Source organism: Synechococcus sp. PCC 7335, assembly GCF_000155595.1.
Classification (GTDB): Bacteria; Cyanobacteriota; Cyanobacteriia; order Phormidesmidales; family Phormidesmidaceae; genus Phormidesmis.
This window is the reverse complement of sequence record NZ_DS989907.1, coordinates 19,226-44,050: the sequence shown is the minus strand read 5'-3', so window position 1 is coordinate 44,050 and position 24,825 is coordinate 19,226. Positions and strand designations below refer to the sequence as shown.

The 24,825-nt window shown below is 45.0% G+C and carries 22 protein-coding genes; 16 read left to right on the top strand and 6 right to left on the bottom strand.

The genetic code is table 11. The annotated features are described in order from the left end of the window. Nucleotides 1-1,260, bottom strand: a complete 1,260-nt coding sequence (locus S7335_RS24375; protein WP_006458726.1) for an ATP-binding protein — start codon at nt 1,258-1,260, stop codon at nt 1-3. 680 nt (nt 1,261-1,940) lie between these two features. On the opposite strand from S7335_RS24375, the gene S7335_RS24370 reads away from it, so the two are divergent. From S7335_RS24370 to S7335_RS24360, 4 genes are all read left to right on the top strand, one after another. Further along, nucleotides 1,941-2,303 (top strand): hypothetical protein, encoded by a 363-nt coding sequence (locus S7335_RS24370; protein WP_038020250.1) that lies wholly within the window; start codon nt 1,941-1,943, stop codon nt 2,301-2,303. Between the two features lie 482 nt (nt 2,304-2,785). Continuing rightward, nucleotides 2,786-3,919, top strand: a complete 1,134-nt coding sequence (locus S7335_RS24365) for an RRXRR domain-containing protein (RefSeq protein ID WP_006458794.1) — start codon at nt 2,786-2,788, stop codon at nt 3,917-3,919. 791 nt (nt 3,920-4,710) lie between these two features. Continuing rightward, a complete protein-coding gene (locus tag S7335_RS29350; RefSeq protein WP_006458829.1) occupies nt 4,711-4,842 on the top strand; it encodes a hypothetical protein in 132 nt (43 codons plus the stop codon). Further along, nucleotides 4,839-8,474: a DEAD/DEAH box helicase gene (locus S7335_RS24360; protein WP_038020247.1), complete on the top strand. Its 3,636-nt coding sequence runs from the start codon at nt 4,839-4,841 to the stop codon at nt 8,472-8,474. Before S7335_RS29350 ends, S7335_RS24360 begins: the two co-directional genes overlap by 4 nt. 6 nt (nt 8,475-8,480) lie before the next feature. Here S7335_RS24360 and S7335_RS24355 read toward each other — a convergent pair whose 3' ends face one another. Continuing rightward, entirely contained in the window at nt 8,481-9,014 is a 534-nt protein-coding gene (locus S7335_RS24355) for a hypothetical protein (protein WP_038020246.1), read from the bottom strand. A gap of 664 nt (nt 9,015-9,678) precedes the next feature. Between S7335_RS24355 and S7335_RS24345 the strand changes: the two genes are divergently transcribed. Next, nucleotides 9,679-9,939 (top strand): hypothetical protein, encoded by a 261-nt coding sequence (locus S7335_RS24345; RefSeq protein ID WP_006458759.1) that lies wholly within the window; start codon nt 9,679-9,681, stop codon nt 9,937-9,939. 79 nt (nt 9,940-10,018) lie between these two features. Here the strand turns inward: S7335_RS24345 and S7335_RS24340 are convergent, their stop codons facing one another. Then, the gene (locus tag S7335_RS24340; protein ID WP_006458858.1) at nt 10,019-11,149 is read right to left on the bottom strand and encodes an RNA-guided endonuclease TnpB family protein; all 1,131 of its coding nucleotides are present in this window, start codon (nt 11,147-11,149) and stop codon (nt 10,019-10,021) included. A 507-nt stretch (nt 11,150-11,656) separates the two neighbouring features. Here S7335_RS24340 and S7335_RS24335 point away from each other — a divergent pair. The 8 genes from S7335_RS24335 to S7335_RS24295 all read left to right on the top strand — a co-directional run bounded on the left by S7335_RS24335 (nt 11,657) and on the right by S7335_RS24295 (nt 20,011). Further along, nucleotides 11,657-12,487: a hypothetical protein gene (locus S7335_RS24335; protein ID WP_038020239.1), complete on the top strand. Its 831-nt coding sequence runs from the start codon at nt 11,657-11,659 to the stop codon at nt 12,485-12,487. A gap of 743 nt (nt 12,488-13,230) precedes the next feature. After that, nucleotides 13,231-14,052, top strand: coding sequence for a calcium-binding protein (locus S7335_RS24325; RefSeq protein WP_227500123.1), 822 nt, complete (start codon nt 13,231-13,233; stop codon nt 14,050-14,052). A gap of 154 nt (nt 14,053-14,206) precedes the next feature. Continuing rightward, a complete protein-coding gene (locus S7335_RS24320; protein ID WP_038020233.1) occupies nt 14,207-16,735 on the top strand; it encodes a hypothetical protein in 2,529 nt (842 codons plus the stop codon). A 490-nt stretch (nt 16,736-17,225) separates the two neighbouring features. Further along, nucleotides 17,226-18,626 (top strand): RNA-guided endonuclease TnpB family protein, encoded by a 1,401-nt coding sequence (locus tag S7335_RS24315; protein WP_006458824.1) that lies wholly within the window; start codon nt 17,226-17,228, stop codon nt 18,624-18,626. Nucleotides 18,627-18,658: 32 nt separating this feature from the next. Next, nucleotides 18,659-18,883: a hypothetical protein gene (locus S7335_RS24310; protein WP_038020231.1), complete on the top strand. Its 225-nt coding sequence runs from the start codon at nt 18,659-18,661 to the stop codon at nt 18,881-18,883. 120 nt (nt 18,884-19,003) lie between these two features. Beyond that, the gene (locus S7335_RS24305) at nt 19,004-19,360 is read left to right on the top strand and encodes a hypothetical protein (RefSeq protein ID WP_038020228.1); all 357 of its coding nucleotides are present in this window, start codon (nt 19,004-19,006) and stop codon (nt 19,358-19,360) included. Further along, nucleotides 19,357-19,599 (top strand): hypothetical protein, encoded by a 243-nt coding sequence (locus S7335_RS24300; protein WP_006458816.1) that lies wholly within the window; start codon nt 19,357-19,359, stop codon nt 19,597-19,599. Before S7335_RS24305 ends, S7335_RS24300 begins: the two co-directional genes overlap by 4 nt. Nucleotides 19,600-19,795: 196 nt before the next feature. Then, on the top strand, nt 19,796-20,011 hold the full coding sequence (locus S7335_RS24295) for a hypothetical protein (RefSeq protein ID WP_006458774.1): 216 nt from the start codon (nt 19,796-19,798) through the stop codon (nt 20,009-20,011). Nucleotides 20,012-20,660: 649 nt separating this feature from the next. Here the strand turns inward: S7335_RS24295 and S7335_RS28240 are convergent. The 3 genes from S7335_RS28240 to tnpA all read right to left on the bottom strand — a co-directional run bounded on the left by S7335_RS28240 (nt 20,661) and on the right by tnpA (nt 22,413). Then, nucleotides 20,661-20,915 carry a hypothetical protein gene (locus S7335_RS28240; protein ID WP_006458871.1) on the bottom strand — a complete coding sequence of 85 codons (255 nt, stop codon included), beginning with the start codon at nt 20,913-20,915 and terminating at the stop codon, nt 20,661-20,663. Nucleotides 20,916-21,262: 347 nt separating this feature from the next. Further along, the gene (locus tag S7335_RS24280) at nt 21,263-21,802 is read right to left on the bottom strand and encodes a hypothetical protein (RefSeq protein ID WP_006458823.1); all 540 of its coding nucleotides are present in this window, start codon (nt 21,800-21,802) and stop codon (nt 21,263-21,265) included. A 218-nt stretch (nt 21,803-22,020) separates the two neighbouring features. Continuing rightward, entirely contained in the window at nt 22,021-22,413 is a 393-nt protein-coding gene (gene tnpA, locus S7335_RS24275; protein ID WP_038020220.1) for an IS200/IS605 family transposase, read from the bottom strand. A 48-nt stretch (nt 22,414-22,461) separates the two neighbouring features. On the opposite strand from tnpA, the gene S7335_RS24270 reads away from it, so the two are divergent. The 3 genes from S7335_RS24270 (at nt 22,462) to S7335_RS24260 (ending at nt 24,759) form a co-directional block, all read left to right on the top strand. Continuing rightward, nucleotides 22,462-23,997, top strand: a complete 1,536-nt coding sequence (locus S7335_RS24270) for an RNA-guided endonuclease TnpB family protein (RefSeq protein ID WP_006458718.1) — start codon at nt 22,462-22,464, stop codon at nt 23,995-23,997. Nucleotides 23,998-24,042: 45 nt separating this feature from the next. Then, nucleotides 24,043-24,348, top strand: a complete 306-nt coding sequence (locus tag S7335_RS24265; RefSeq protein WP_006458736.1) for a hypothetical protein — start codon at nt 24,043-24,045, stop codon at nt 24,346-24,348. A gap of 132 nt (nt 24,349-24,480) precedes the next feature. Beyond that, on the top strand, nt 24,481-24,759 hold the full coding sequence (locus S7335_RS24260) for a DUF433 domain-containing protein (RefSeq protein ID WP_255346499.1): 279 nt from the start codon (nt 24,481-24,483) through the stop codon (nt 24,757-24,759). Nucleotides 24,760-24,825 lie beyond the last annotated feature (66 nt).

Sequence of the window (24,825 nt, the reverse complement as noted above, 5' to 3'; positions counted from 1 at the left end):
TTATGCTCCCATTAGCGCACGGCTCAGTAAAGGTGGTGTCTCAATGACATCTTCCCCTTTTTTGTTCGACGATTTACGGACTAATCCCATCATGATCAGATTAGCAATAGGCAACATCGAAGTCGGATCTTTCTTAAGTAGAGAGGAAAAAGGAATACCTTGACTATACGCCGATATTTCTTTTAACAAGTGTACATCTGATGAAGAGAGTCTCAGTCGTTTAAAGATCTTTTCGTAAAAATCCTCGAATAGATTGGCTAGTACGGTCAGCCTTTGCAACTGCGACTGTATATCAGGCGCATAATCTCTCCACTTCGCAGCCTCGCGCAACATCAACGGATGCCCACCTGTAGTCTTCCAGATTTCATGAGCACTATCTTGGTTCCAGTGCGAACCTAATACAATTTGAGCCTCACTAAAACTCAGACCACCTAGCCTATAATCTATCGCTCGCCCACCAAAACCTAGATTAGTGCTAAGCTCAGTCGGCTGAGTAGAAATCACGATTAACTTCGAGAGTGATTCTTCGGAGATCCGACGCAGTAATGCCTCGTGTCCAGGATCTAAAGATGGGCGACAGTCTGTTTCAATCGCCAAAGAATCAATAGAGTCTAGAACAATAATGTATGGCGTAGAACAGAGCCTATACAAAAGATCTACGTCCTCGTTACCTCCTACTAAAGTAGATAGCTCACTTTCTAACTCTTTGGGACTAGGACGATGGCTTAGAGGCTTCCACAGAGCTCTTTGCAGCGGTAACTCGTTTTGCTTCTTCCTTAGCATATTTGCAACTAAAGACTTTTTCCCAGTACCTTCTAGACCAACTAGGAACACACAGGCGTATTTTTGGATCAAAGCTAGTAAAGAATCTGTTTCCGCTTCTCGACCAACAAAACCCTCTAATGGTGGTAGAGAAGCTCCTTTAAGCACAAACTCTCCTTCAGCTAAGGCATGGGAGGGGGATATCTCCTTTGCTCTGATAGCCTTTATTTCAAGCGAAATTAACCGCTTGAAAGATTTCTTTCTTACTTGCTTACCTAATACCAGAGTCAGCTTATTCCAGAGTGCAGGACCAACGTTTGATTGCAAAGTGTTATATGCTGCCTCACACTCAGGAAGTTCACTAGCAGCTGCATAAGTTAATCCGTCCCAGGCCGCTTTCAGTACAACTTTCTCAGTTCTTGTTAAAGATTGCCTAGAATTATGCCTACGTAGCTTCTCTTCAATAAATTGTATGGCTTCCTCTAAGCTTACATTCACGAGCACTCTCCTATAGATCAATCGTACTTAGTTGGCGGTTCTAACACATATAGTCAAGCTATCTACAGAAGCTATCATCTCCAAAACTGAGTGTTCACAGATATACGGACAAGAATAGACAAGGCTAACATCTTTTCGTTTAGCAAGCCTTTCAAACATAAACTAACAAATTTTTAGAATTGCTCCGTGCATTCTATGTGAACTTCTAATTATTTTTTTAGGGAAATATCCTAAATAGGATATCGACTATGTGGGTCATATATTTAGGAAGTGTCTTACGCGTAGGCTTCTATATTAAGTTTATTAACATATGTCTTCTTATCACTAAATTCATGTGGGTGGATTCTGAGCAAGACATCTCCTTTCTAGATAAGTTCCTTTTTTCTATCATAGAATACGAAAGACCTATATGCTTTTGATGTCCCTGACGCACAGAAAGGACCGGTGTATATTAAAAAATATTAAAAAAGATATACTTGCAAACCGTTTTGCTGCTGATTACACTGCTAGTCAGGGATTCTCAGTGGCAAATATACTCATATAGCCATTAGTATCTTTTCAATTGACTTTTGCATAGAAATAGAAAACCATGGATCTATCTATTTTATTATTTCAACACTAGTTTCTTGTGTAGACTGGTAAACGATGGTTAGCAGTATCTATTCTATTTAGGGAGGTAAATGAAGATCAACCGTATAGAGCTTCCTAGAATGAGTGTTCAGCTTTATTCAACGGAGCTTCAGGAGAAGCTAAATTCTACAGTGGGAAAGAGTGAATTCTCCACTAGAAACGCATGGCTCAGCCAGATAATCACGATAGTCTTGGAGCTTAAAGTTCAGTTAACCTCCGATGTGCTCTCTGAAATGAGGCTAGTTGTCGCCTTTATGAATTCGCTTGAATGGGCTCGAATACACCGCATTTATAAAGCCATTACTGACAATGAACTGACGCAGAGAGCAGAAAAACATGACTTAATGGCTGCTATTTTCAGGGAAGGCTTAAAACAACTTGAGAAGCGGTACGAAAAGAAGCAGAGTCAGTAATTCCAAATTAGGGCGACACCAAAGCTCAGGTGTCTGTTTCTGATACTGCTTGGAAGCGTATTGCACAATTTTCTAAATCTAAAGTCCAGCTGCTAAAACAATGATGAGCTTTAAAGTCTATCTATGGGGCGAGTATGTATATGCAAAGAGTAGATTCGAGAGCATATTATTCGAAGATTTTCTCTGGCACAGTTCCGTAAATAAGTTACCCAGACCAGGAGATGTTGTTGTCGTCGTTCAGGATTGTTACCAGATTCAATGATCCCCACCTGTAACGAGGTGGGGGAGTGGTCGGAGATAACCCGACCGTAACTGCGAATAGCTCACTGAGCTAATTACGGTAACACTACCAAACACTTCTCTAGTTTGGTTTATCTGTAGGGTCTGGAATCTCAGACAGTAGAGTAACGCCTAGAAACACCGTAATTAGTGGGTTAAGAGACGAAACGAAAGTTTCACAAACATTTATTGGATTATCTCTAATGAACAGTCGAGTTCCTGTAGTCGATAATAACGACAAGCCATTAATGCCGACCAAGGCGAGCCGTGCGCGTCGAATGGTGCGAGACGGTAAAGCGATAGGTCAATGGTCAGATCTAGGTGTGTGGTATATCAAGCTAGTTGCAGAACCATCAGGTGACGCTACTCAGCCTATTGTGGCGGGTGTAGATCCTGGTAAATCATATTCAGGCGTTGGTGTTCAGTCGGGCAAACATACGCTGTTTAGAGGCCATCTGGTTCTACCGTTTAATCGTGTTAGAGCCAGAATGGATCAGCGCCGATTGTTGCGTAGAGGTCGTAGAGGACGACGGATAGATCGTTCTATTCCGTTTGCTCAGCGGTCGCACCGTCAAAAGCGCTTTGACAATCGGCGCGGTAATAAACTTCCGCCTAGCATTAGAGCTGCTAGACAACTTGAGTTACGGGTCATTACTGAGCTATCGAAACTCTTCCCGATTGTTGCCATTGGTTATGAGCGGGTAGCAGCTAGAACTAAAAAAGGGTGCAACTTTAGTCCTGTCCAAGTCGGTCAAGACTGGGCTATCGAACAAATGAGTAAGTTAGCGCCTGTTTACCAAATAAAAGGATGGCAGAAAGACGGCAACGGAACTTCTCAAATCCGAAAATTTCTAGGACTTGAGAAAGATAAAACAAACAAATCCCACGCGGAACCTGAGACTCATTCTGTTGACGGCGTTGCTATAGCATCAAGTTATTTTGTCAAATTCAAGTCATGTCATCGGTTCAAAGAAGATGGTAAATCTTGTTTCGGCAGCGTTGGCATAACGCCATCAGTTTTCAAAATTATCACTCGGTTCGGCGCAGTCAAGCGAGGTAAGCAATACGGGTTTTATCGTCGTCAGCTCCATTTTGAGGTTCCAGCCAAAGGTGATGTTCGCAAACGCAAAGGCGGTACTGTCACACCTTGGCTATTCAGGATTGGCGATTTTGTCTCATCTACAAAAGGGAAAGCGGCTGTAACTGGCTATATCGGCGGCTACAGCGAACCCAATAAAGTCGTTTCTATCTACGATTGGCAGTGGAAGCGCATCGGGCAATTTTTAGTTGGCAAAACAAAGTTACTAAGGAGGTCTAACGGATTATGCGTAGCGTAGAAGATTGGGCGGCTTAGGGATGCTAGGCGCATCATCGCCGCCCCGCTATCCTTCTCCCACCTCGTTTAGGTGGGAGAATCCCACAAAGAACAGTTGAACAAGTAATTCCCAGTGAAGGGAGTAACTGCCACTATGTTTTACATGTGCGTCACTACGAAGGGGATCACTTTCCCATTCACCATTTAACTGCTAATGATCAAAGGGCTATCTCGATGCTTAGTGAGGGAGTGCAATCTCTTTACCGGCGCTCATTACCAGCTCATTGTGCTACTAACGACGACTATGCACTCACAGATTTTCCATCCAAAACAAAAACATTACCCTGCGAATAATAAACACCTACGAGATATAGGGTCGAAAAGGCTCTGCTTCCTAACCAGGATCAAAGGATTTGCAGTTACCCCTACTAAGAGACGGTATAAAATGTTGCACTATCAACGTCAAACACGCTTTCGTTGTTCTCAGTCGAGTCGCTTCCGAGTATTGTACAGAGATACTATACAATACTTCCATCTTCATATCGCTAGGAGCAGCCTTCATGATCTAAAACCGCCCTAACATTACGAAACCCCAGATGGTACGAACATCTAGGGCTTCAACTCATTTGAGATAGGTTGACTTGAAATTGCTTGGCCGCTGTTTTAAGTCACGTTTTGTACTGCGTTTATATTAGCAGCAAATATCCGATTTTGCTAATTGTCGCGAAAGAATTTGGTCGTATAGCGCGATCGCATTTCTGAAAGTACCGACAGCAGCCTATCTCTCTCGCTTCACCCTACCGAGAGATAGAGATGAAAAAATATGAAGTTCCGCGCACGGTTGCGAACTATCCGTCACTAAGACCCGAGCGACTGTGCCTTCAAGGACACAATAGCCGTGTCATTGCTAAACCCTTTGCATCAGAGCAGAAGGTTGCAGCATGACAAAGTTGCGGCCAACCAAACGGAATAATCCTTGTCCGATCTGTGATAACACCAGCGGCAAGTGCAGCACCAAAACAGACGGCGATCAGGAATTTGTCCTTTGCATGACCTATGGGGATGCAAAGCTGTTTGAGGTTATCGCTGGCTATAAATGCATCAAAGCGGGCTCGCAGTGGGCCACATTCACGCCTGATATCACCGCTACTCAGCTTAGTGAAGCGGAACTTGCCGAGCGTCGCGCCCGCCGAGCCGCTGAAGAGAATGCACTTAAGGAACACTATCGAGCTGGGCTCAGCATTGACGAGCGCAATATCGCCTATCGGCAGATTCTCACTCAACTGTCGTTACATGCTGAGGATAGAGCCGACTTAGAACGCCGGGGACTTTCTACTAATACAATCGCCGCTTTCAAAAGCATTACGCCCTGGCACCGCCTACGTAACCCGGTTCATCCGAACACCCCAGCGGTAGGGGAGAATGGCACTAAGTTACTCTCTCCCTATACAGGCTATCTAGTTCCCGCCAAAGATATTCAAGGGCGTATTCTAGGCTTCCAGATTCGCAACCGCGATACGAGCAGTGATGATGTTCCTCGCTATCCTTGGCTCTCGACTCCTGGTCGTCCAACGAACCTGCGAAATGGTGAACTACCACTGACGTTCGCTGATGGTGATCGGACAGTTATCAATGTTGCTGAAGGTATCCTCAAGCCAATAATCGCGGCTGAAAGAACGGGTCAAGCATTTATCGGTGCGGCAGGTGGGAACTTTGCTAGTTCATCGGCGCAGCTAAAAGCGATGTGCCAAGCGCTAGGCGTTCAGATGCTGGTGCTCAACCCAGATGGCGGCGCAGTCAGCAACCCTCTAGTGATGCGTCAGTACAATGCCCTCGCTGAAATAGTGGAGGGATTAGGCTACCAGTTCTTAGTCAGATGGTGGGGCCAAACCACGAAAGCTGATGGTGATGTTGATGATATCACCCCAGAACAGTTCGAGCAATCGGCGCTCATCTCCTGGACAGCTTTCACTGCCAAGACGCCGCTTTCTAGCGAAAGCTTCGCTAGAAAGGAAGCGAAGCGGCAACAGAGTCAAGCAGAGTGGAAGCGACAACAGCGCGTTGAACGAGATCGCCATGCATACGCCAGAATTGCTCAGTTGCTCGGTATCGAAGCAGATATCAATACTGATGCCCCTGACTACAAAAACCGAGCGCGTGAGCAGTTTTATCGATCACTAAAGCAGTTGCTCAAGTATGAAACTCATACTGAGCTAATCAGCGGCTTCGCTGAAGAAATACAGCCACCAGCAGACGGGCGGTCGCTGGTGGCTTACGATTGCTCGCAGGGAACAGGGAAATCTAACCGGGCGTTGATTCCGCCTGCGTTACAGGTTGCTAAGAGCGGTGGCCGGGTGCTGATTTTCGTACCGACACGAGGACTGGCGAAAGAATTCAAGCATCGCATCAATCAGCGAGCAGGCAGGGATATAGCGGCTACTCACTTAGATGCCAGCTACTACAGTGCCGCGATTGTGGTCAGCTGCCCTGAATCAGCTTACAAGTTCAAAGGGCAGCGCTTTGACTTGATCCAGATTGATGAAGCCAATGAAGTTCTACATCGGATTGAGTCGGCAGAACTAGGCAACGCGGGACCACAAAGTTTAGCAGCATTCAGACAGCTACTTGCCTCGGTACCACGAGTAGCGATCGCCACCGCTACCATGAGCGGCTGGACACTTGCGGCCACGCAAACTATCGGCGGCTTTACTCCAACTGATACGCATCTACAGCGGCGCAGCAGACCCGCTACGGAGATGACTATTTTTGAGTATGGCAACTACTACCAGTGGCTACAAAAAATCATTGAAGCACTAGAGCGTGGGCAACGAGTTGCTATTCCGTCCGGCAGTCGGGGGAAGGGCCGCGCTATTGATCGAGTCTTGCGGGCTAAGTTCCCAGATAAAACTGGGCTAGCCATCGATGGCGCGGCCACTTTGCAAAATCAGCGCTCGAAATTTTTGTCCGATCCCGATACTTTCCTAAGCGAAGAAAGGCCCGATTGGTTTATCTTTACTCCTGTCATCAATAGCGGTGTGAGCATCGAAGGACAGCATTTCGATATCCAATTTGAATATGCCACACCTCATGAAGGAGCCCAAAGCATCAGCCAGCGAGGGGAACGAATCAGATCGGCCATTGGCCGCGATGGGGCGATCAAGGAGCGGCACATCTATTTCAGTCAACGGGGTGCCCCTACGCTCGAAGCTTATCCTGATGCGCTGAGCTGGCAGTATTGGGCAGATGAACTAGCGAATGAAGCGAAGGCACCGATGGGTGCAGCGGCTGCGCTAGCTAAAGCACTAGGCGCTGAGAAAGCGCTAAAGCCAATGCAGCGGGAGGCTGAAAAGTTTACAGCGATGCGACCTAACTTACCGCACTTTTTGGCACTCAAAGCGTTTGAGATCATTTTTAAGCGAAAGTTACTGCATGAAAATTGGCAGTGCTACGGCTGGCGCATTTCGCCAGTACCCTTGCCAGATCAACAACAACAAAAGCAGTTAGACGCTCTAAAAGTGTTGAGCGATAACATTAGGATTGGGCTGATTGAGCAGCGCGGACGAACTTTAAAAAAAACTCAAACTAGAGCTTCGGAAACAGTGATTGATGAGATCAACAATCCTTTCCAAGCAGCAAGGGCGACCAAGCTTCACATGGAGCAGCGACTGGGCAAGCAGTTTCTTTCACAGCAGGACAGCCAGTTTTTTACTGCCTGGGCCGCAGATAAAACTGCCAGCAATCCAGGAATACGCTCTGTGGTCCGCTCGCAGCTCCTAGATATCGCACTTCACGATCCAGCCTGTTTTGACCAAATAGAACGAATGAAAGCAATCCAATTCCTAGCGGGGAGACCAGAACTAGATAGCACAGAGTTCTGGCATTTTCCAGAACTTCCCGCACCAGCCACTGATATTGAGCTAGTTAGTCTCATTTCGCGTTGTCCAGGTGTGGCTAAGGTAATTAAGGGTGAGCTAGTGCAGTGGACAAACCAACATCCGCAAGTAATCGCCGCAGGACTTTATTTGATCGCTCATGCAAAGCAAATTGCGGCAAATACCAAACGAGTCGGACTGACGCGGGGCGCTAAGTTTTCCAATCAAATGGCCCCGGCGGCGTTATTTAACAAAGCCCTGGAGCTGGTCGGGCACAAGCCGATCAAAGACACCAGGGAAGGTAGTGGCGCAAGGCTTAACCTTTATCGGCTAGAAGTGATTGGCGATGTGCTGGCGCGGCGGGAGAGCTTAAAGGCTAAACAGCCTACTCCCCTACAGCAGTTCCAAGCAGAGCTAAAAATTATTCGGGCGCAGACTAGAACTGCAGTTAACACAGCAGCCAAGCATCAAATCATTAAGAAAGCGCTGGCATGGGTAGATAGAGATACCGAAACCGCCGTTTCTAAAGCGCTTTCAGCCATCAGGCGGCGTCACGCTTATTGGAATAATGATTACCTTTCTAATCTGGGTGACGTGAACAAAATGGATGCCTGTTCTAGGATCAAAATAAGCCATACACCCTCACCGAAAACTACTTCACCACCACCTATCTACCGGAGTTTGTTAGCCTTATATAGGCTATGACTCAACCTAAGGTTCTACCTGTGGTAGAACTGTAGGACTTAAAGTTAATTGCTCGTCGGATTCTAGCTGATAGAGAAATTTACTATCCCAATAGTGCATGAAATACCAGCGCATGATCTTGGTCATCAAGATCTGGATATTGGTACGTTCAATAATCATGGCAAGATGAAGAACGGCTGAATCTCTGGCGCTACATTTAAAGCGCGTAAAAGACATCCGCTCCAAACTTACATCAGGATCAGGCATTTGCTGTAATGGGGAAGGAGCGAACTGCAACCTTTCTGCTTTATAGGCCGGCAGGGACTGCCAGTCACGTAGAAGCTGGTAGTGTTCACCTTGATGCTGCTCAAATCCTCTAGATATAGCATCGTATTCAGCCGCTTGTTGATAGTAACTTAGGTGATCTTCAACAAATCTATGAGCTAAATGCATAAGCATCCCAGCTTTTGTCCACCCAGTTGCGTTACGAGCAGTCTCATACCTATCCCAATAAATTGATTCTGCATATATATAACTGATTGAAATCGACTGAAAGCCCATGAAGCCTAATCGGTGAATTAATTCGCCATTGCAAAGATACCTTTAGAAGGCACGTCTAAGCGTTTTATTAACTCCTTTATTGATAGCTTAATAGTTGACATCATAGCTGTGGTAGCGCTATAAGGAAGGTAGCGACTGATAACTACGTTCGCCTGAAGTTGGTGAGGTGCTCTGATGCTCTTGCCTTAGTAAGTGTGCTAAATGACGCTCAAATGCGTATGCCTTGTAAAACAACGTACAGTTCCAGCTATCGTCTTTACGCTATCGTGGTTGCAGCCATTGCCGCCTGCTCAACACTATTTCTTACCTGGTTTCTAATAGGACAGATCTCTTGGGTCTGGGTTTTATTTATTTTTTTTGCAAGTGCTATCACATACGCTACTGCTCGTCTAATAGAAGATAGTCAAAAGCCAAGTAGTTCAGAGATGCAAATAAATAGAGTAATTCAAGAACTATCATCATTACGGCTTGAGTTGGCTTCGCAGTTACGCTTGAGTCGTGATGCCCAAGATAGGTTGAGGAATAAGCTCTCAAGTATAGAATCTAGCCTCAAGACATTGCAGTTAGGAACAGAAGAAACTCAAACACAAATCACTAGGCTTAATATTCACCTAGGTTCTTTGCTAGACGAGTAAGTCAAATCATCTACTAGTCCTTCACCAAGATGAATACCAAAGAAGAGCTGCTAAAAAACAGAATCAACACGGCGATCAAGTGGTACTTGAATGAGAAATATAGAATTCTAGAGGCCCTACCCATCAAAACGCACGGCCTCACGTTCAAAGAGGGCTACCACCAGTCGATTGAAAAACAGATTAGCTCATGGGAAAACGGTAACCTGCCCATAAATTTAGCTGCTTGCTACATTCTTGAGCCAACCCGAAAAATCTACGTTGCACTTAAAAAGTATAGAGTGGTCTTTTGACTACCCCCCGTCCTGAATGAGCGGGGATTCCCTGACTTACGCATAGGGGTTTCTGTTTCATCGCAGTTGCCGCATAGAGCTAGGCTCTGTTGGGTCTTACACTCGCTCCGCAGACTACCACCGCTAGACCAGCGGCTAAGACATTTTTTGCAGCATTGAGATCTCTATCGTGATGCATATGGCAGCTAGAACACGTCCACTCACGAATCTTCAACGGCAACTTGTTGACGGTGTAGCCGCACGAATGGCAGCGCTTAGAGCTGGGGAACCAACGGTCAATCTTGACCAGTTTTCGCCCATACCAGTCGCACTTATATTCGAGCTGCCGCACCAACTCACCCCAGCTAGCATCACTGATTGCCTGAGCGAGTTTGTGGTTTTTCACCATATTCTTCACAGCCAAGTCTTCGACAGCAATCAATTGGTTTTCTTGCACCAATCGAGTCGTCAGCTTGTGAAGCATATCTTTCCTAGCATCGGCAATCTCAGCGTGTACTCGCGCGACGCGCAGTCTTGCTTTGTGCCGATTGCTAGAACCTTTCTGCTTGCGGCTAAGCGCCTTTTGAGCGTTACGCAACTTGCGATACTTAGCCTTGAACCCTTTCGAGTTTGCCACCTTCTCGCCATCACTGAGCGTCAGCAACGAGCTAATGCCAAGGTCAATCCCAACTTGCTTTTTAATAGGTGGCAATGGCTTAACATCCACTTCAACCAGCAAAGAAACTGTCCATCTGCCATCAGGCGAAAGCTTCACCGTGACGGTGGACGGCTCAGCGCCCTTCGGCAACAACCGACTCCAACGAATAGCCAACGGTTCTTTGCACTTGGCCAAATACAAGCTACCATCACGCCACTTAAAAGCCGATTTAGTAAACTCTGCGCTACCGCCATTCCGCTTCTTTTTGAAGTTTGGGTAACTGGTCCGCCCCGCCCAGAAATTGGCAAATGCTGATTGCAGATGTCTTAGTCCTTGTTGCAATGGCACACAGCTAACTTCATTCAAGAAAGAAAGCCCAGACGCTTTCTTCCACCTAGTAAGCATTGACGATGTTTCTTTATACCCAACGCGCTCTTGCCTTTCATACCAAGCGTCAGTCCTGGCGGCTAATGCTTTGTTGTAAACCAGACGCGCACAGCCCAAAGTCCGCCGTAGCAAACTTTCTTGCTCAGGAGTCGGGTAAAAACGGTATTTGTAAGCTCGTTGAATCATACTCACATTATAGCCTTTAGTTTGTGAGGAATAGGCTAAGCGCCTGTGAATACTGGATGTTTGCTAATACTCACCTGAGAGATCTGCTATCCCTCCCCATGCTGAAGCACCGGGTTTCACGTCTTTCTCTCAGACTCTCTTGAAATTTGATGAAGGCAAAGCACTAGGAACTGATATTGCTACTTGTCCTTCGAGAGACAAACGCTGATAGGTACAACGCAACAAAACGTCTCCAATATGGCACAAAATCTAAAATTGTTAAATTTTATAAAACATTGAGAGTTTCAATTGACAACTTTTTGTTGGAAATTACGCAACTTCCTATGAAATATGCACTTCAAAACCTTTTTCCTATCAAACATTACTGTTTAACAGTTCATTTTTACACCAAGCTCAGTGAAATATGTACGAATTTAGCTTCTCCAATGAAAATTTGTGCAATTTCCAACTATATGGCTTTTGACTATAAATAGACTAGCTTGTGTCTGTTGGAAGCACCTTAATGTCATGACTTCTCCTATCAGATACGAGCTTCAAATAAATGAATACGAGTATGATCCGACCCGCCAACATCGGTACATTGAAAAGACTCCTTTTATAGGTGGCGAAGGCAATGACGTGCTCGTTGGCAATGACAAAGATAACCTTATGGAAGGGAAGAGTGGCGACGATATTTTCATAGGAAGAGAAGGAAGCGATATTATTCGAGGTGGGCGAGGCAGCGATTTAGTTGAGTACTTTCCCTCTGGATGGATTGGTGGAGGCCCTGGATCGTCAAAGGGTGTCATCGTCAATCTTCAGCGGGGGTTTGCTTTAGATTTCTTCAGAGATAGAGATGAACTTAGTAGCATCGAGCACGTCTGGGGAACTTATCGAAACGACGAAATTATAGGAAATCACGACGATAACGACATTGCAGGTGCTGATGGCGACGACAAGCTGTTGGGAATTGCTGGAGACAACCTTCTATACGGGGGATTGGGTAAAGATTTTAAGGTTGGAGGTCGCAACTCAGATGCCTTCTTATATCTGGATAAAGATGAAGGGGGTGATCGCATTGAAGGATTCCAGTCAGGGGTTGATCAAATCCTCATTCGGGGTAGTTCGTTTCTTCTAGAGGATAACCCTGCTGGCTATCCTGTAGGTGAGCTTGAGCAACAACAGTTTTTCTTAGGGAGCTCTGCAACTAACGACCGTCAGTTGTTTGGCTATAATCCGGCAACCAATCAGGTTTTGTATGATTCCAATGGCGCAAGGCCAGGGGGTGTTACGTTCTTAGCAACATTAACCGGAATTCGCTCAGGAATAGTCGCATCAGATATCGTAATTTACGAGTAACTTTAATTTCGCTTGAGAGCTAGACCTTTCAGAATTTAGGGTTTTGCGTGCGAATATTGGCTAATGAAATGGCTAATGCTTGTAGGTTCGTTGATTTGTTGCGGGCCTTAGAATATTTCTTTTAGTCGGAGACGTTAGAAATTCTTAATGAACAATACGTTTGCCAGAATCAAAGTGTTGACCAAACAATTATTCCTTCCAGTACAGAAGTATAGATACACTGTTCTTTACTTCTTGGTCTGTCTTTCTATTGGCTTATCATACGGAAGTATGGTATTCGCTGATAACCTTTGCGTACCTATAGGCACTAAGATTGCCTACAGTAGTATTTTTGCCATATCTTTCTTAGTCTATACCTTACAACTAGTTCCGCTAGGACACTTTCGTCTAAACAATCTATTGCGTCCCCCTAATCCGATAGCTATGCCATATACAGTAGCAGTTATATTTGGAGGTGCAGCATTTTCGTCATTCGAGTGTGTAAATAAAGACCTAACACAGCTCCTATTAATCATATTTGTTGTCTCAGCATTAATTTTTGTTCTTTTGAAATCTGTTCAATTCCTTTCTCGTTCACCAGATGCCTAGTTTCATAACTAAGTCGGGAAACGAAGAAGTGGATAAGCAGTCTACTCCTTTGGACGCATTAATAGATTTGGCTAGGAACCATGCACTGCTGTGGGATCTACGAACTGGCTAATCTAACGGTTAAAGTTTTGATCGCAAATTTACAGGTTTTCCCTATGGTTTCACCAATTAAGAATCAGTTCCAACTCGAAGATCTCTCTCCAGACCTCTTCCCAGCGCCGTCGAAGTTTGTTGCAGAACCGCCCTTTGTTGGCGGTTACGGGAATGATACCATCATTGGAGATGAAAATAATAATGTTATCAAAGGCAACGCTGGGGACGACTTCATTCTGGGTGTTGAAGGAACAGATGTTATCTATGGTGGCAAGGGCAACGATACTATTGCCTTTGATATTGCGGGAATGCTATCTGACTCATTCAGCCGAGGCGTATATGCCAATCTCTCTAAGCAAGAAGCTATCGATCCTTGCTACAACCGAGAAAAAATATACTCTATAGAAAATGTTATTGGCACTTACAAAGCCGATGAACTAATCGGCGACTTTCGCCCCAACGAACTTGCTGGTTCTGATGGAAACGATAAGCTTCTTGGAAAAGGCGGAAACGATTTTCTGTATGGAGGACGCGGCCCGGACTTTATGATTGGTGGGTCCGGCTCCGATCAATATGCTTATTTGGATAAAAGTGAGGGGAGCGATCGCATCGAAGGCTTTAAGTCTGGGGTTGATCAGATCATGATTCGAGGTAGTTGGTTTCTGCCAGGTCATCCTTCTAGTTATTCGTTAGGCCAATTGCCATCCGGTCAATTCTTTCTGGGAAGTGCAGCTGAGATAGATCGTCAGTTGTTTGGTTTTAATCCAGCAACCAACCAGGTTCTATATGATTCCAATGGCGCAGGTCCAGGGGGCGTATTTGTTATTGCAACACTTACCGGAAGTCGAGGCGGTATCGTTGCTTCAGACATCGAAATTTTCTAAGTAGGGAAACAAGCCTTTCATAAACGGATTCTTCCAACTCTCTCGATCGCACGGACTCTCCCTATGCTCACTGTGAATGCATGGAGCTGTACGCTAGTCCTAAGTTTGCAAGAAGTGATGGCTCGTTCAAACATCGTTATAGGAACGTACCTTAATGTTTTTTGGTGACAGGCTTAACGCCAATAAGTCGATCAAAGATGAATTTGCTCTGGAGCGTTTCATCGATTTCTCATTGGAAGATCGTAGCGTTGGCTGCGCGTTGTTACAGAGGGGTAGAAATTTTCGGTTTGTGTTCGGCTTTAGCTGCGAAGGGCTAGGGCTTGATTTGACCGACTATCAATTGCAGCAAGCTGTCACTGATTTAAATCATGTACTTACGCAAATAGAAGGTACAATAACCTTTCATTTGGAGTCATTTGCGAACGATAACAATCAACAGCAGTATCTAAGTAGGCTAATCAAAAACTGTGACCATATACCTTTGCAGGCCTTCCTATGCTCGGAAAAGAAGCGCTTAAGTGAACTGACTCAACAAGGGATGCGTCAGATAAAACGTCTTACTATCTATGCGGAGCATACTATAAACATTGATACTGCTGAAGTCAGTGAAGCGAACTGGAGCAGAGCAGCGTTCGCTAGAATTTCCGCGCTATGGAAATCTACGAAAGAGAAGAAAATAGATACCGATATTGAAAAGGACGAAGACTACAAGCTCGCTGTTTCTGCTTTCCTAGAGGGGTTTTTGAAATGGGAACGTCTTTTTTCAAGGTTCTATAGCTTCCAGACTAAAGCGCTCTCAATAGATAGCCTTTGGGAAAGGTTCTACAAACGATTAAATCCAGGTCAAACATCCGAGATACCCCGGTTTTTCACCTGTGATGAGAATGGTTGGACAGAAATGAGTTCTACTCTACATCCTAGTTCTGCCTTACTAAAGGATGAAAATGGAGAGTTTAACATTCCGCAAGCTGAACGCGAGTGGGTCAAGGTTCGTGATGAACATATCGGAGTGTTGACTTTCGCAGAGCAACCAAAAAAACTTTCTATACAAGGGCAACAACGCTACCTCTGGGAAATCTTGTCTATACCACAGGTCAGAGACGTAGAGATTATTACTCAAATAAGCCCCGTCACTGGAAGAACGAGAGACAAATTGATATTCGAGAGCCTAAAACGAGAATGCAAATCGGAAAAGATTATAAACAAACAGCTGCCAGATAGCGATGCTAAGAGCGCTATCCATAATGTAGTAAATCCATTAACTATAGCGACTGTGGTTTTAGTTCATGGCGATCGCCCAGAACAAATAGATAGTGTGGTAAATGCAATTTCATATTGCTTCCCCTGGGCAAATGGACCAAACCGAGAGAGGAAGAATGCTCGGCGCTGCTGGCTTCAAACTCTTCCATTTGTATGGGAGAACCTGCTAGACAAGCCGTATAGACGTACCATTCCGTATAGAACAACCACATCGCCAGCTTTAATCCCTTTTACGCTGACTAATCAAAACGATAAGACGGGATTTGAATTAATAGCAAGTGGGGGAGGTGGACCAATCCATATTGACTACATTCATGACTATAAGAATATTTGCTTCTTTGGCGAAGCTCGTTTGGGGAAGTCCACCGCTGCAATCGGTATGTTTACGTCTTTCTTAGCCTCTGGCCATAAAGTTGTAGCGATCGCTCCCCCAGCTTGTCGTCCTACTCCCATCTCTAAATATGCGGACTATCTAGGCGATATGGCTGCGTATATCGATATGAGCAAAGAGTCTTTTAATATTCTAGAAATGCCTAACCTTAGTTCATTACCCAGTAAATACCACTCGCAAAGGCTTGATTTCTACATAAATGACTTAAATTGGGCAATTTTAAATCTTTTGGTCTACAAAGATTGGCGTCAACGTAGAAGAGTAAAGACCGTATTACATTTATCGCTACAGAAATTTTTTAGCGATAAAAACATAAGGGCGCGGTACGACAATGCTTTTGCAGCAGGCTTTGGGACAGACGCATTTCAGCAAATGCCAACGCTACCAGATTTGCACTCATTCATTATTGATTTAGAACTCAGCTCCGAATCGCCTGAAGTCCTGAAGGCAAAAGAATACCTGCTTGAACAGCTTCTTGGTCTAATAGAAACCAATAGTGCGCTCTCGCGGGTGAGGTCTTTCCCAATCGACGCTAAGCTACTTGTTTTCGCGCTACCGAATGAGTCCACTGAAAACAGAGCCACCCTAGTTCTGAATTCATGCGTAGCTGCCCACGTAGCTGCTTTTGGTGCTCATAAATCGATCTTTTATTTTGATGAACTTTCTGATCTGGTTAGATATGATTCAGTTGCAGACTTCATAAGTCGCATTGCGGCTGCGGGAGCTTTTCACGGCATTAGGTTGTTTTTCTCGGCTCAAGACCCAGAGGCGGTTTCTGAGTCGATGGCAGGCGAAACGATAATGCATAATATGCATCTCACCTTGACTGGTCGCATTACAATAACAGCGGTTGATTCTTTCGTTAAGTATTTGGGCTATGACAAGAAGATCGTTACTGAACATGCCATTGCGTCGTCTTACGCAACGGGAACGGAACCGTATACAAACTGGTTAGTAGATACAAATCGTTCGCTGACTCACTGTAGGTATTACCCTGGCGAACTTCTTCTTTCGATTGCTAATGCCAAATGACACTAGTGGTGTCAGTGGTGCTATTGGTGTCAGTGGCCGCTCCATTTGCTACAGCCTTGTTAGCAGGCTTGTGAGAAGCCCCGCGTCCTAATCTTTGATTGAACGTCGGGATGATAGCAGGTGAGTGTAGCGAACAATCTTGCCTCAAAATTCTTTGCCGTAGCGTTTGGTTGCCAGAAGGCAAGTCTTTTTGTTCTCACATTCGACGTAGGCCAGATTGGAAGGATTTATATCTTTGACATCCATAAGATTATAATTCAGAATACACGTATATTCTAATAAACTGTCAGGTAAATGTCATGGCGGATAAAAGAGTAAAAGGAAAACCTGTAAACTGGAGTGAGCTTAAAAAGCCTAGAACAGTTACGCTGACTGACACAGCTTGGGATAAGTTGGCTGCTATAGCCGAGAAGATAGGCATAAGCCGATCTGAGTGGTTAGAAAGAAGGGTCAGGGATGAGTAGCAAGTGTTGATAGGTCGAGTCAAGCAATGAGAGCCGCACGAAAGTATAGGCTTAAGTTAGAACGCTGGCAGTCACGTTTGATTGACCAATGGATCGAGCTTTGCCGTAGACAATACAATTTCAGACTAGGGGAGCGCTTCAGATGGTATGAAGCGACCAGGACGCCTGTAAACGCTTGTCCACTCACAAGTAGTATTGTTCCTATTGCTGATATCTACCGAGACATACCAGAAACGAAAATACTCAAAAAAGGAAAGAACAAAGGCGCTGAGGTAGCGTTGATTAATGAAGGTTACGTGCGATGGGATAGCGTTCAAAAAGACGATCTAAAACGAACTAAAACGCTGTTTCCAGAATATAAAGCAATGCCGTCTCAGGTGTTGCAAGACGTGATCAAACGCTTAGATAAAACGTTTTCCAACTTCACTGTCGGAGATAAAAACGGTAAGCGTTCGGGTCGTCCCAAGTTCAAAGGTAAACCACACTATCGTTCTATCTGCTTTCCACAAAGCGTAGAACTAACCGATAACGGTAAAATAGAGTTACCTAAAGTTGGCGTATTAGATTTCATCGAACATAGGCCGATACCAGATGGTTTCACGGTTAAGACTGCAACGATAAAACACGAGACAGATGGTTATTTTTTAACGCTTAGTCTCGAAGATAAATCGGTGCCAGTAGTGGAAGTCAACACTCTTCCCACTGATGAAAACTCGAAAGGTATTGATCTCGGTTTGGAATTCTTTTCGTCTGGTTCCGATGGCGTTCAGATCGAAAATAGCCGATGGTTTCGCAAATCTGAAAAGCGAATTGCGAAGCTGCAACAACGAAAAGCCCGAAAACCTCACGGTTGCTATGCCCGTAAGGTGTTAGCAAAGAAAATAGCGAAACTACAGACTCGTGTTGCTAGAGCTAGGCTGGATTGGCAATACAAGACGGCTCACAAGCTGTTTAAGGACTGTGAGGTGATCTTCTGTGAGGATTTGTCGCTTAAAAATCTCATACGCCGCAATCGACCTAAGATCGAAAACGGTAAATTCGTGCCGAATGGTCAAGCTGCTAAGTCTGGACTTAACAAGTCGTTAACAGACGCGGCGCTAGGCCAGTTTGTCAGAGTCTTGAAATGGGTTGCTTTCAAACTGGGCAAACGAGTCATCCAGATTGATCCACGCGGAACGTCTCAGCACTGTCACGCTTGCCTCAACAAAACACCGAAATCTCTTAAAAACCGTTGGCACGAGTGCTACCATTGTGGTGAATCACTACCGCGTGACGTAAATTCAGGCAAGCTGATCAAACGAATTGGTTTGTTAGCAGTGGGGATGGATAGCGCCTCACTCAAAACGGCGTTAACTTGCGTTTCTAACGAAACGTTAACAACGAAGCAGTCTTCTCTTAAAGAAGCCCGCGCTCTAAGCTTTGCTTGAGCGTCGGGAGAATATCACCAAAGGGACTAGTGATGGACTATCTAAACCTTGACTTCGAGGAAGTTCGTGGTATTAACGTCTTTGGTACAGCAAGGTCTGGAAAGAGCGTAATTATATCGAACGACATAGACCTAGAAGCAATGCAAAGCGAGCTAGTAGAGGTTATTTCTGAGCCAGACGATGCGTATTGGAAGGAGCCGCTCACGTTGACTATGACTCCAGAGCAAGGTAGAAAGTGGCGCGATACTACAATCTAAATCTGATACGCCAGAGGAAACTCGCGAAAAACTAAAGCAGTTCTTTGGCAATGGCCAATTGATCAACTGATAGGTCACGAACAATCTGCCGCTGAAAGTGTGAGCCTCATAGATAAACTAATGAACGAACTTCTTTACTACTATGAAAAGTTAGCTCGAAAAAAGGTGCTAAAGCGAACTCTTTTGGGAAGAGTTCTATTAGGGATAGAAGGTACGAAACAGCGCAATTGGGAAGCACTCTATCTCGTAGCGCTCCCAGTGGATGCGGTTATTGTGGTCGGGAAGCGGATTTTTTGGCCCCTATCTGTGGGCAGGCCATTTATATTTGCTTTTGCGTTTCTGATTGCCTTAGTATTTGTTATAGAACACTGGCCAGAGATGAATTGGCTAAGGTCGCTCTCGCCGTTTGCACTAGTTTTTGTGACAGGTACAGTGACGATGGAGTTGATCCGTATATATCGAGGAGATTTTCAGTGAAGCTGACCAAAATCCAAAGCCTAGAGTCGTTGCGAGCTATCAGGAGCGAGGCGCACCGGATGAAGCTTGCTAAGGCCGACCAACTTATTGCAGCTATCGAACAGCATAACCAGCGAATTGCAGACAACCTCCATCAAGCTGAACAGAATATTCGAGAAATGATGGACTGTTCTGCTCAAGAAGTTGCTCCGGCAATATCCGCAGAACAGCTGCTATTTGTTCCTGAGAAGCCTGAGTGAAAGGCGTTCTATCTAGAAAACTCAGGAAGGAAAGGTAGAACAAACCATAGTTACCTCGGTGTAGATGTCAAGAATCAGTGGTGCGGAGGAGTTAGACAGCATAAAGTGATTCGCTCGCTGTGCGTCGGTTCGATTCTTGTACTCTAACGTCCGATCAGCACCTCAGACTGTATAAAAGTAATCATGGGAGAGATTTATGCTTATCGAACCAATCGCGAACATTGTAGGGGCTGCTGCTGACCAGAACGAAGCTGCCTTACTGGTCACTTTGTACTTGGAATATCATGCTAATTTAGATATTGAAGGCAATGGTTGGCTGGACGATGAGCCAGCTTGGGAAGCCCTAGATGAAGAAGCTCATACACATCTCCTCCGAAAGCTGGATGCTCTGTTCGGTACTGAGTACGCTTAATGGGGATAGCAATTGGTAGAGTGAGTAACTTAGTGTTCAGTAGTGTTTAGTGTAGTTAAAGAAGGCTAACCCCATATTACAAATTTAATGCCGTTTCTTTCAATAGTTATACTTGTGCTCAGAAGAATTAAGCCAGATTGGTGCCAGAGGAAGAGCCGAACTGCACCAAGCTAGTAGAGGCGTGGTTGAGCCTTGTCGTGTGGCACTTTGGCCTTATATTTTTTGACAGAGCAATAGAAACCGTTGGCGTAGTCTGACCTACTACAATCTAGAGATAGATTAAATTAGAACTATGTTATCCATCTTCCCTGAATCATGTATTCAAGACCAAAGCTAAAAGATCCTGGATCTAATTACGAAGTACCTGTTGAGAAGCCCGTTCTAACTACTGAAGAGACGGTCCCTTACTATCAGCTTTGGATTCATTACAGGTACGTTGATATTGACCATTTAATCAAGACTGACGGGGCTGAAGTTAATGTTTTTTCGCCTAATTCAGTACAACGGAGTCTTGATCAGAATACGCATACCGATCATCAAGCTCTTATTAGGATTTAGAGAGATGCACGTTTTTGAATTTATGGCAGAGGCATTTGAATGTGTTCTAGAGTTATTTCAAATAGTAATCGATGTGATACCTAGTCTTACTTTAAATCAGCCCCAAAATACGATAATAGAAGAGGATAATCATGAACACAAACAATTGAGAGAGAATCAGAACAATAGATAGTGCGAGGAGAGCAGTCACCCCAATCTTATCTACAGAGAGTGATCGCCTGCCTTCAAAGATTAGGATAGAGTCTGAGCAGTAGGTTTCGCACCGACTACTTTCATACGAATAGGGTTCCTCAATTTCCCACCCTTTATCATTCAGACGTTCAGGTAATAACTCATGACTGTACATAAGTTGCACTTCGCGCACTTTGAACTCCACTATATTTTTTGCTAGGTGACCAGTCTTTTAAGGCCCGAGAAATCTTTTTTAGTATTTTGTCGCAATCATTCTTTATTTTGAGCTGCTTTTGGGCAGTTTGATCCAGTAAAGCCTCTCCTGAGACCATCGAACTCTCGAAGTAGTCTACAAAGTCTTGCGAATTAAGACATAGACTTTTCGGTGTAGGTAGAGACAGGTCAGTCGTTGTTAGTTTTTGCCACCAGTCAGAGAAAATAGGAGTGATGTGACCTAGATGCGCAAGTACTCTTCTGATGGTTTCGGATGTACGCATATGTCGATTCACTGCATGAATGGAATTATCGAACTTTAGCGCATTCGAGGCAGTGAACCATTAACTCCAGTTGCTGAACTCTATGGAACAGAAGAATTCTTAGAGGATAGACTACGGCGATCGCTGTGGTCACTACAACCATTAAACTAGAAGGTATATCCGAATGAAATAGACCAATATCTAATGTCCATAGCAGTAGAATAGCTAAGTATAGTAGGGTTACGTCAGCGTTGCCTAGAAAGAAACTCAAGGTAGCTTTCCTAGTAGCAATTTTGTGTTTCAAACTTTCCTCTATACTTAATCGAACATCGAGGGGGAAACTACTTATCTGCTGAATAATCCTTTCTTGTTGTTTGATGCTATTCCCAAGCTTGGTTAAGAACCTTGAATTTTTACCGTTGGCGGACTCCAGTACGTTAAAGATGGCTGATACAGACGAAGACTGAGAATAAGCATTGTCGCCGTTTGTGACCACCCTTTTAGACTTTTTGGAAAGAAGTTCTAGAAGATCATACAGCTCGGCTTCACTATTAGTGCTGCCTTCATATTGTTGTTCGTTAACCATAGAGCCGCGCCTCTGTGTTCGTTCGATTACTAGCGTTGTCGCTCCCGGTTAAGCTGACGTTCCCAAGCCAGAACTTCTGATTCTGAAGTAGAAACTCTTTGACAGATTAATTTCTCTTCGCTGTTATCCTGACCCAGCTCTGCTTTAACTATCGTTCTTCCTTAAGGGGACTCCCGCTATAGCAAAGTTTAGCGATGAGCGGAATTAAGGTCAGGCACTTAGGCTTCAGGCCGATTTTGATTCTGGACGTAGTGCTTAATTTGTTCAAGGGGTGCGCCCCCGCAAGTTGCCACAAAGTAAGACCCCGACCAAAGGGCATAGTCATGGTTGAACTGTTTCTTGTACAACCGACTAGACACAGTTTTCAGGTTAGCAATAAGTTTGCTAAGCGCCGTTTTAGGCGGGTAGTCAATCACAAAATGCAGGTGGTCAAGCTCTCCGTTCATCTCCAATACCGTACAGTCCCACTTCGCACAAGTGCTGGTAATAGATTGTTCTACGACGCCTAGTCGCTGATGACTCAACAGTTGATGTCGATACTTGCAAACAAAGACAATATGCACGGTAAGTTTATAAACAGACCTATATTCTTTGTGATAGCTCGGCTTCACCAAAACACGATAATTTGATATACTGTAGACAGTCTAACAGCAACGTTTGTGCTTTTAACCGTTAAGTTCAAAACGAACCCTACCCAAGAACAGCGACGAAAAGTCGATGCTTGGCGACCGATGGTACGTAGTTTGAAGAACTTTTGCTTAGCAGACCGGATCAATAGCTATGCAGACAGTTTTGCGCTAGGTCCGTTTTGTACGTTGCGTCACCAAGCCGAAGCTTGCCCACTGACTTGCTCAGTCAACCGTTCAGCCTCAGTAGGCTATCCGTGGAAGGCAGAGCGAGTAGCAAAGCGCGATGGTAAGAAGGTGAAGAAAGGCCAGCGACTACCTCCGAGCAAGCGTTCTGCCTATGAGATGCATTCCGCTTATCTGCCAGAGATGAAAGTGTCGCGGCCTTGGTATCAGTCGGTGAATGCAGATGTCCTACAGCAAGCCTTAAGACAGCAAGACGCGGCCTTCAACCAGTTCTTTTCAGGCAAGGCAAACTTTCCCCGGTTCAAAAAGCTGACTGATGTGAGAGGCTTTGAGTTCAAGCCGGGAACTGTACGCTTCGATGAAGCGACCCGCAAAGTGTTTATTCCTTCATTGGGCTGGATGAAGTACTTTCAATCTCGCACCCTCGGTAGTCACTACAAAGTATGCAAATCGCACCTAATGTTTGAGGCGGACGGGCTCTATGTGGTGGCCTTACTCGACTACCCTGAAGTGGCAGACTATTCATGCAAAGCGCTAGCCGCACTCAAGACGGTAACCGGACTAGATAGAGGTATTAGAAAGATAGTGGCGGGTGCTGACGGAGAAGTGGTTCTAAATCCTCAAATTAGCAAACGCTTCGAGCGTCGTCTCAAGATTCGCCGGCGTCGCCTTTCTAGAAAGAAGAAAGGTTCTTCAAATCGAAGCAAGGCAGGGCGTCAGGTCAGTCGAGTCCACCAAAAGATACGTCGAGTCAGGACTGACTTCCAATGGAAGTTGGCGAAGAAAGAAGCGGCTAAGGCTGATGTCATTGGCCTTGAGGCACTGAATGTCAAAGGCATGATAAAACGGTGTAAGCCTAAACAAGATGAAAGTGGTCGGTTCACCCAGAATGGACAAAAAGCAAAATCGGCACTAAACAAAGCGATTGCTGATGCTGCTTGGTTCAGCCTCGAACAGAAGCTTAGACATCAAGCTTCCAAGCTAGGAAACTGGGTCGTTTCAGTCCCGGCGCGGTTCTCCAGTCAGGCGTGTTCTGCTTGTGGCTATGTGAGTACCAACAACCGTGAAGGCGAAAAGTTTTTATGCGAAGCCTGTGGGCATCATGACGACGCGGACATCCAAGCTAGCGTCGTGATTGCTGATAGAGCCCGTATCCGTATTGGGTTACCCAATCTACCGATGGTCAGTCGGAAAGTTACGCTTAGTCCTGCACTAACAGGGCACCGCCAGGTGGAGTTATCAGCGGCGTTAGCTGTTGAGCCTAAGAATTTGGTTTGCTCAGAGATAGTCTCATCTGTACAACTAGAGCTGTTTCACTTCGAGAGTAAACCAAACTGTGGGTGTACAGCCCAGGAATCTCCCGTTATAGCGCCTAGTGCTTAGCGGCGAGAGGAGTCAACTTCAAAAATTACCTCTACGCGGGAGTTTGTGCTTCGTCGCTGGGCGATCGCTTCAATAGAAGGAAGTTTAATTATGCCTATGACTATCTTTATCATTGCTGTCTCCTATTTATTGTTATTCTTCGTACAGGTTACCTACCTTGAAGTACTATGGAAAATTAATTCGATGACAGCATGGTTTGCCTATTTAGTAGTATCCACCTTTGTTGGTACAGCGATATCGACAAGATTTGACGGATTTATAGGAGGGGGTGGAATTGGCGTAGCTATCAGTGCTGCCTTTATCACAACGGCTGCGGTTCTGTCGGAACTGTTCTCTAGAAAAAAGCGCTAGCGCTCACTCAACTTCAGATTTCGTGTCGCTCTAGCAGTGATGACAAGAGTACACGCTGATAAAATCGGGTGTTATTGGGTTGATGATGAGTAGTTTTCTGTTGCTCTCGCATTCTACAAAGAATTTGAAAGAGTGTGTGACCGCGCACCGCCGACAGGACTGAAAGAGACTAGTCGCTTTCAACACGAAGCGTTTGTTATGGATAGCACACTGCTAGAAAGGATAACTATTGATCCAGAGGTCTGTCATGGAAAGCCCTGCATCAGGGGCTTGCGCTACCCAGTAGAATTTATCCTAGAACTACTAAGTGCAGGCATGAGCCATGCAGAGATTCTGTCGGGCTACGATGATTTGGAAGAGGATGATATCCTTTCAGCCCTGTTGTATGCGGCTCGATTATATCGGGCGTGATGTCATGTTATGGGACACAGGTATAGAGGCTGAGATTTAGGGTGTTGAGCTATGCTAGTCGAACAA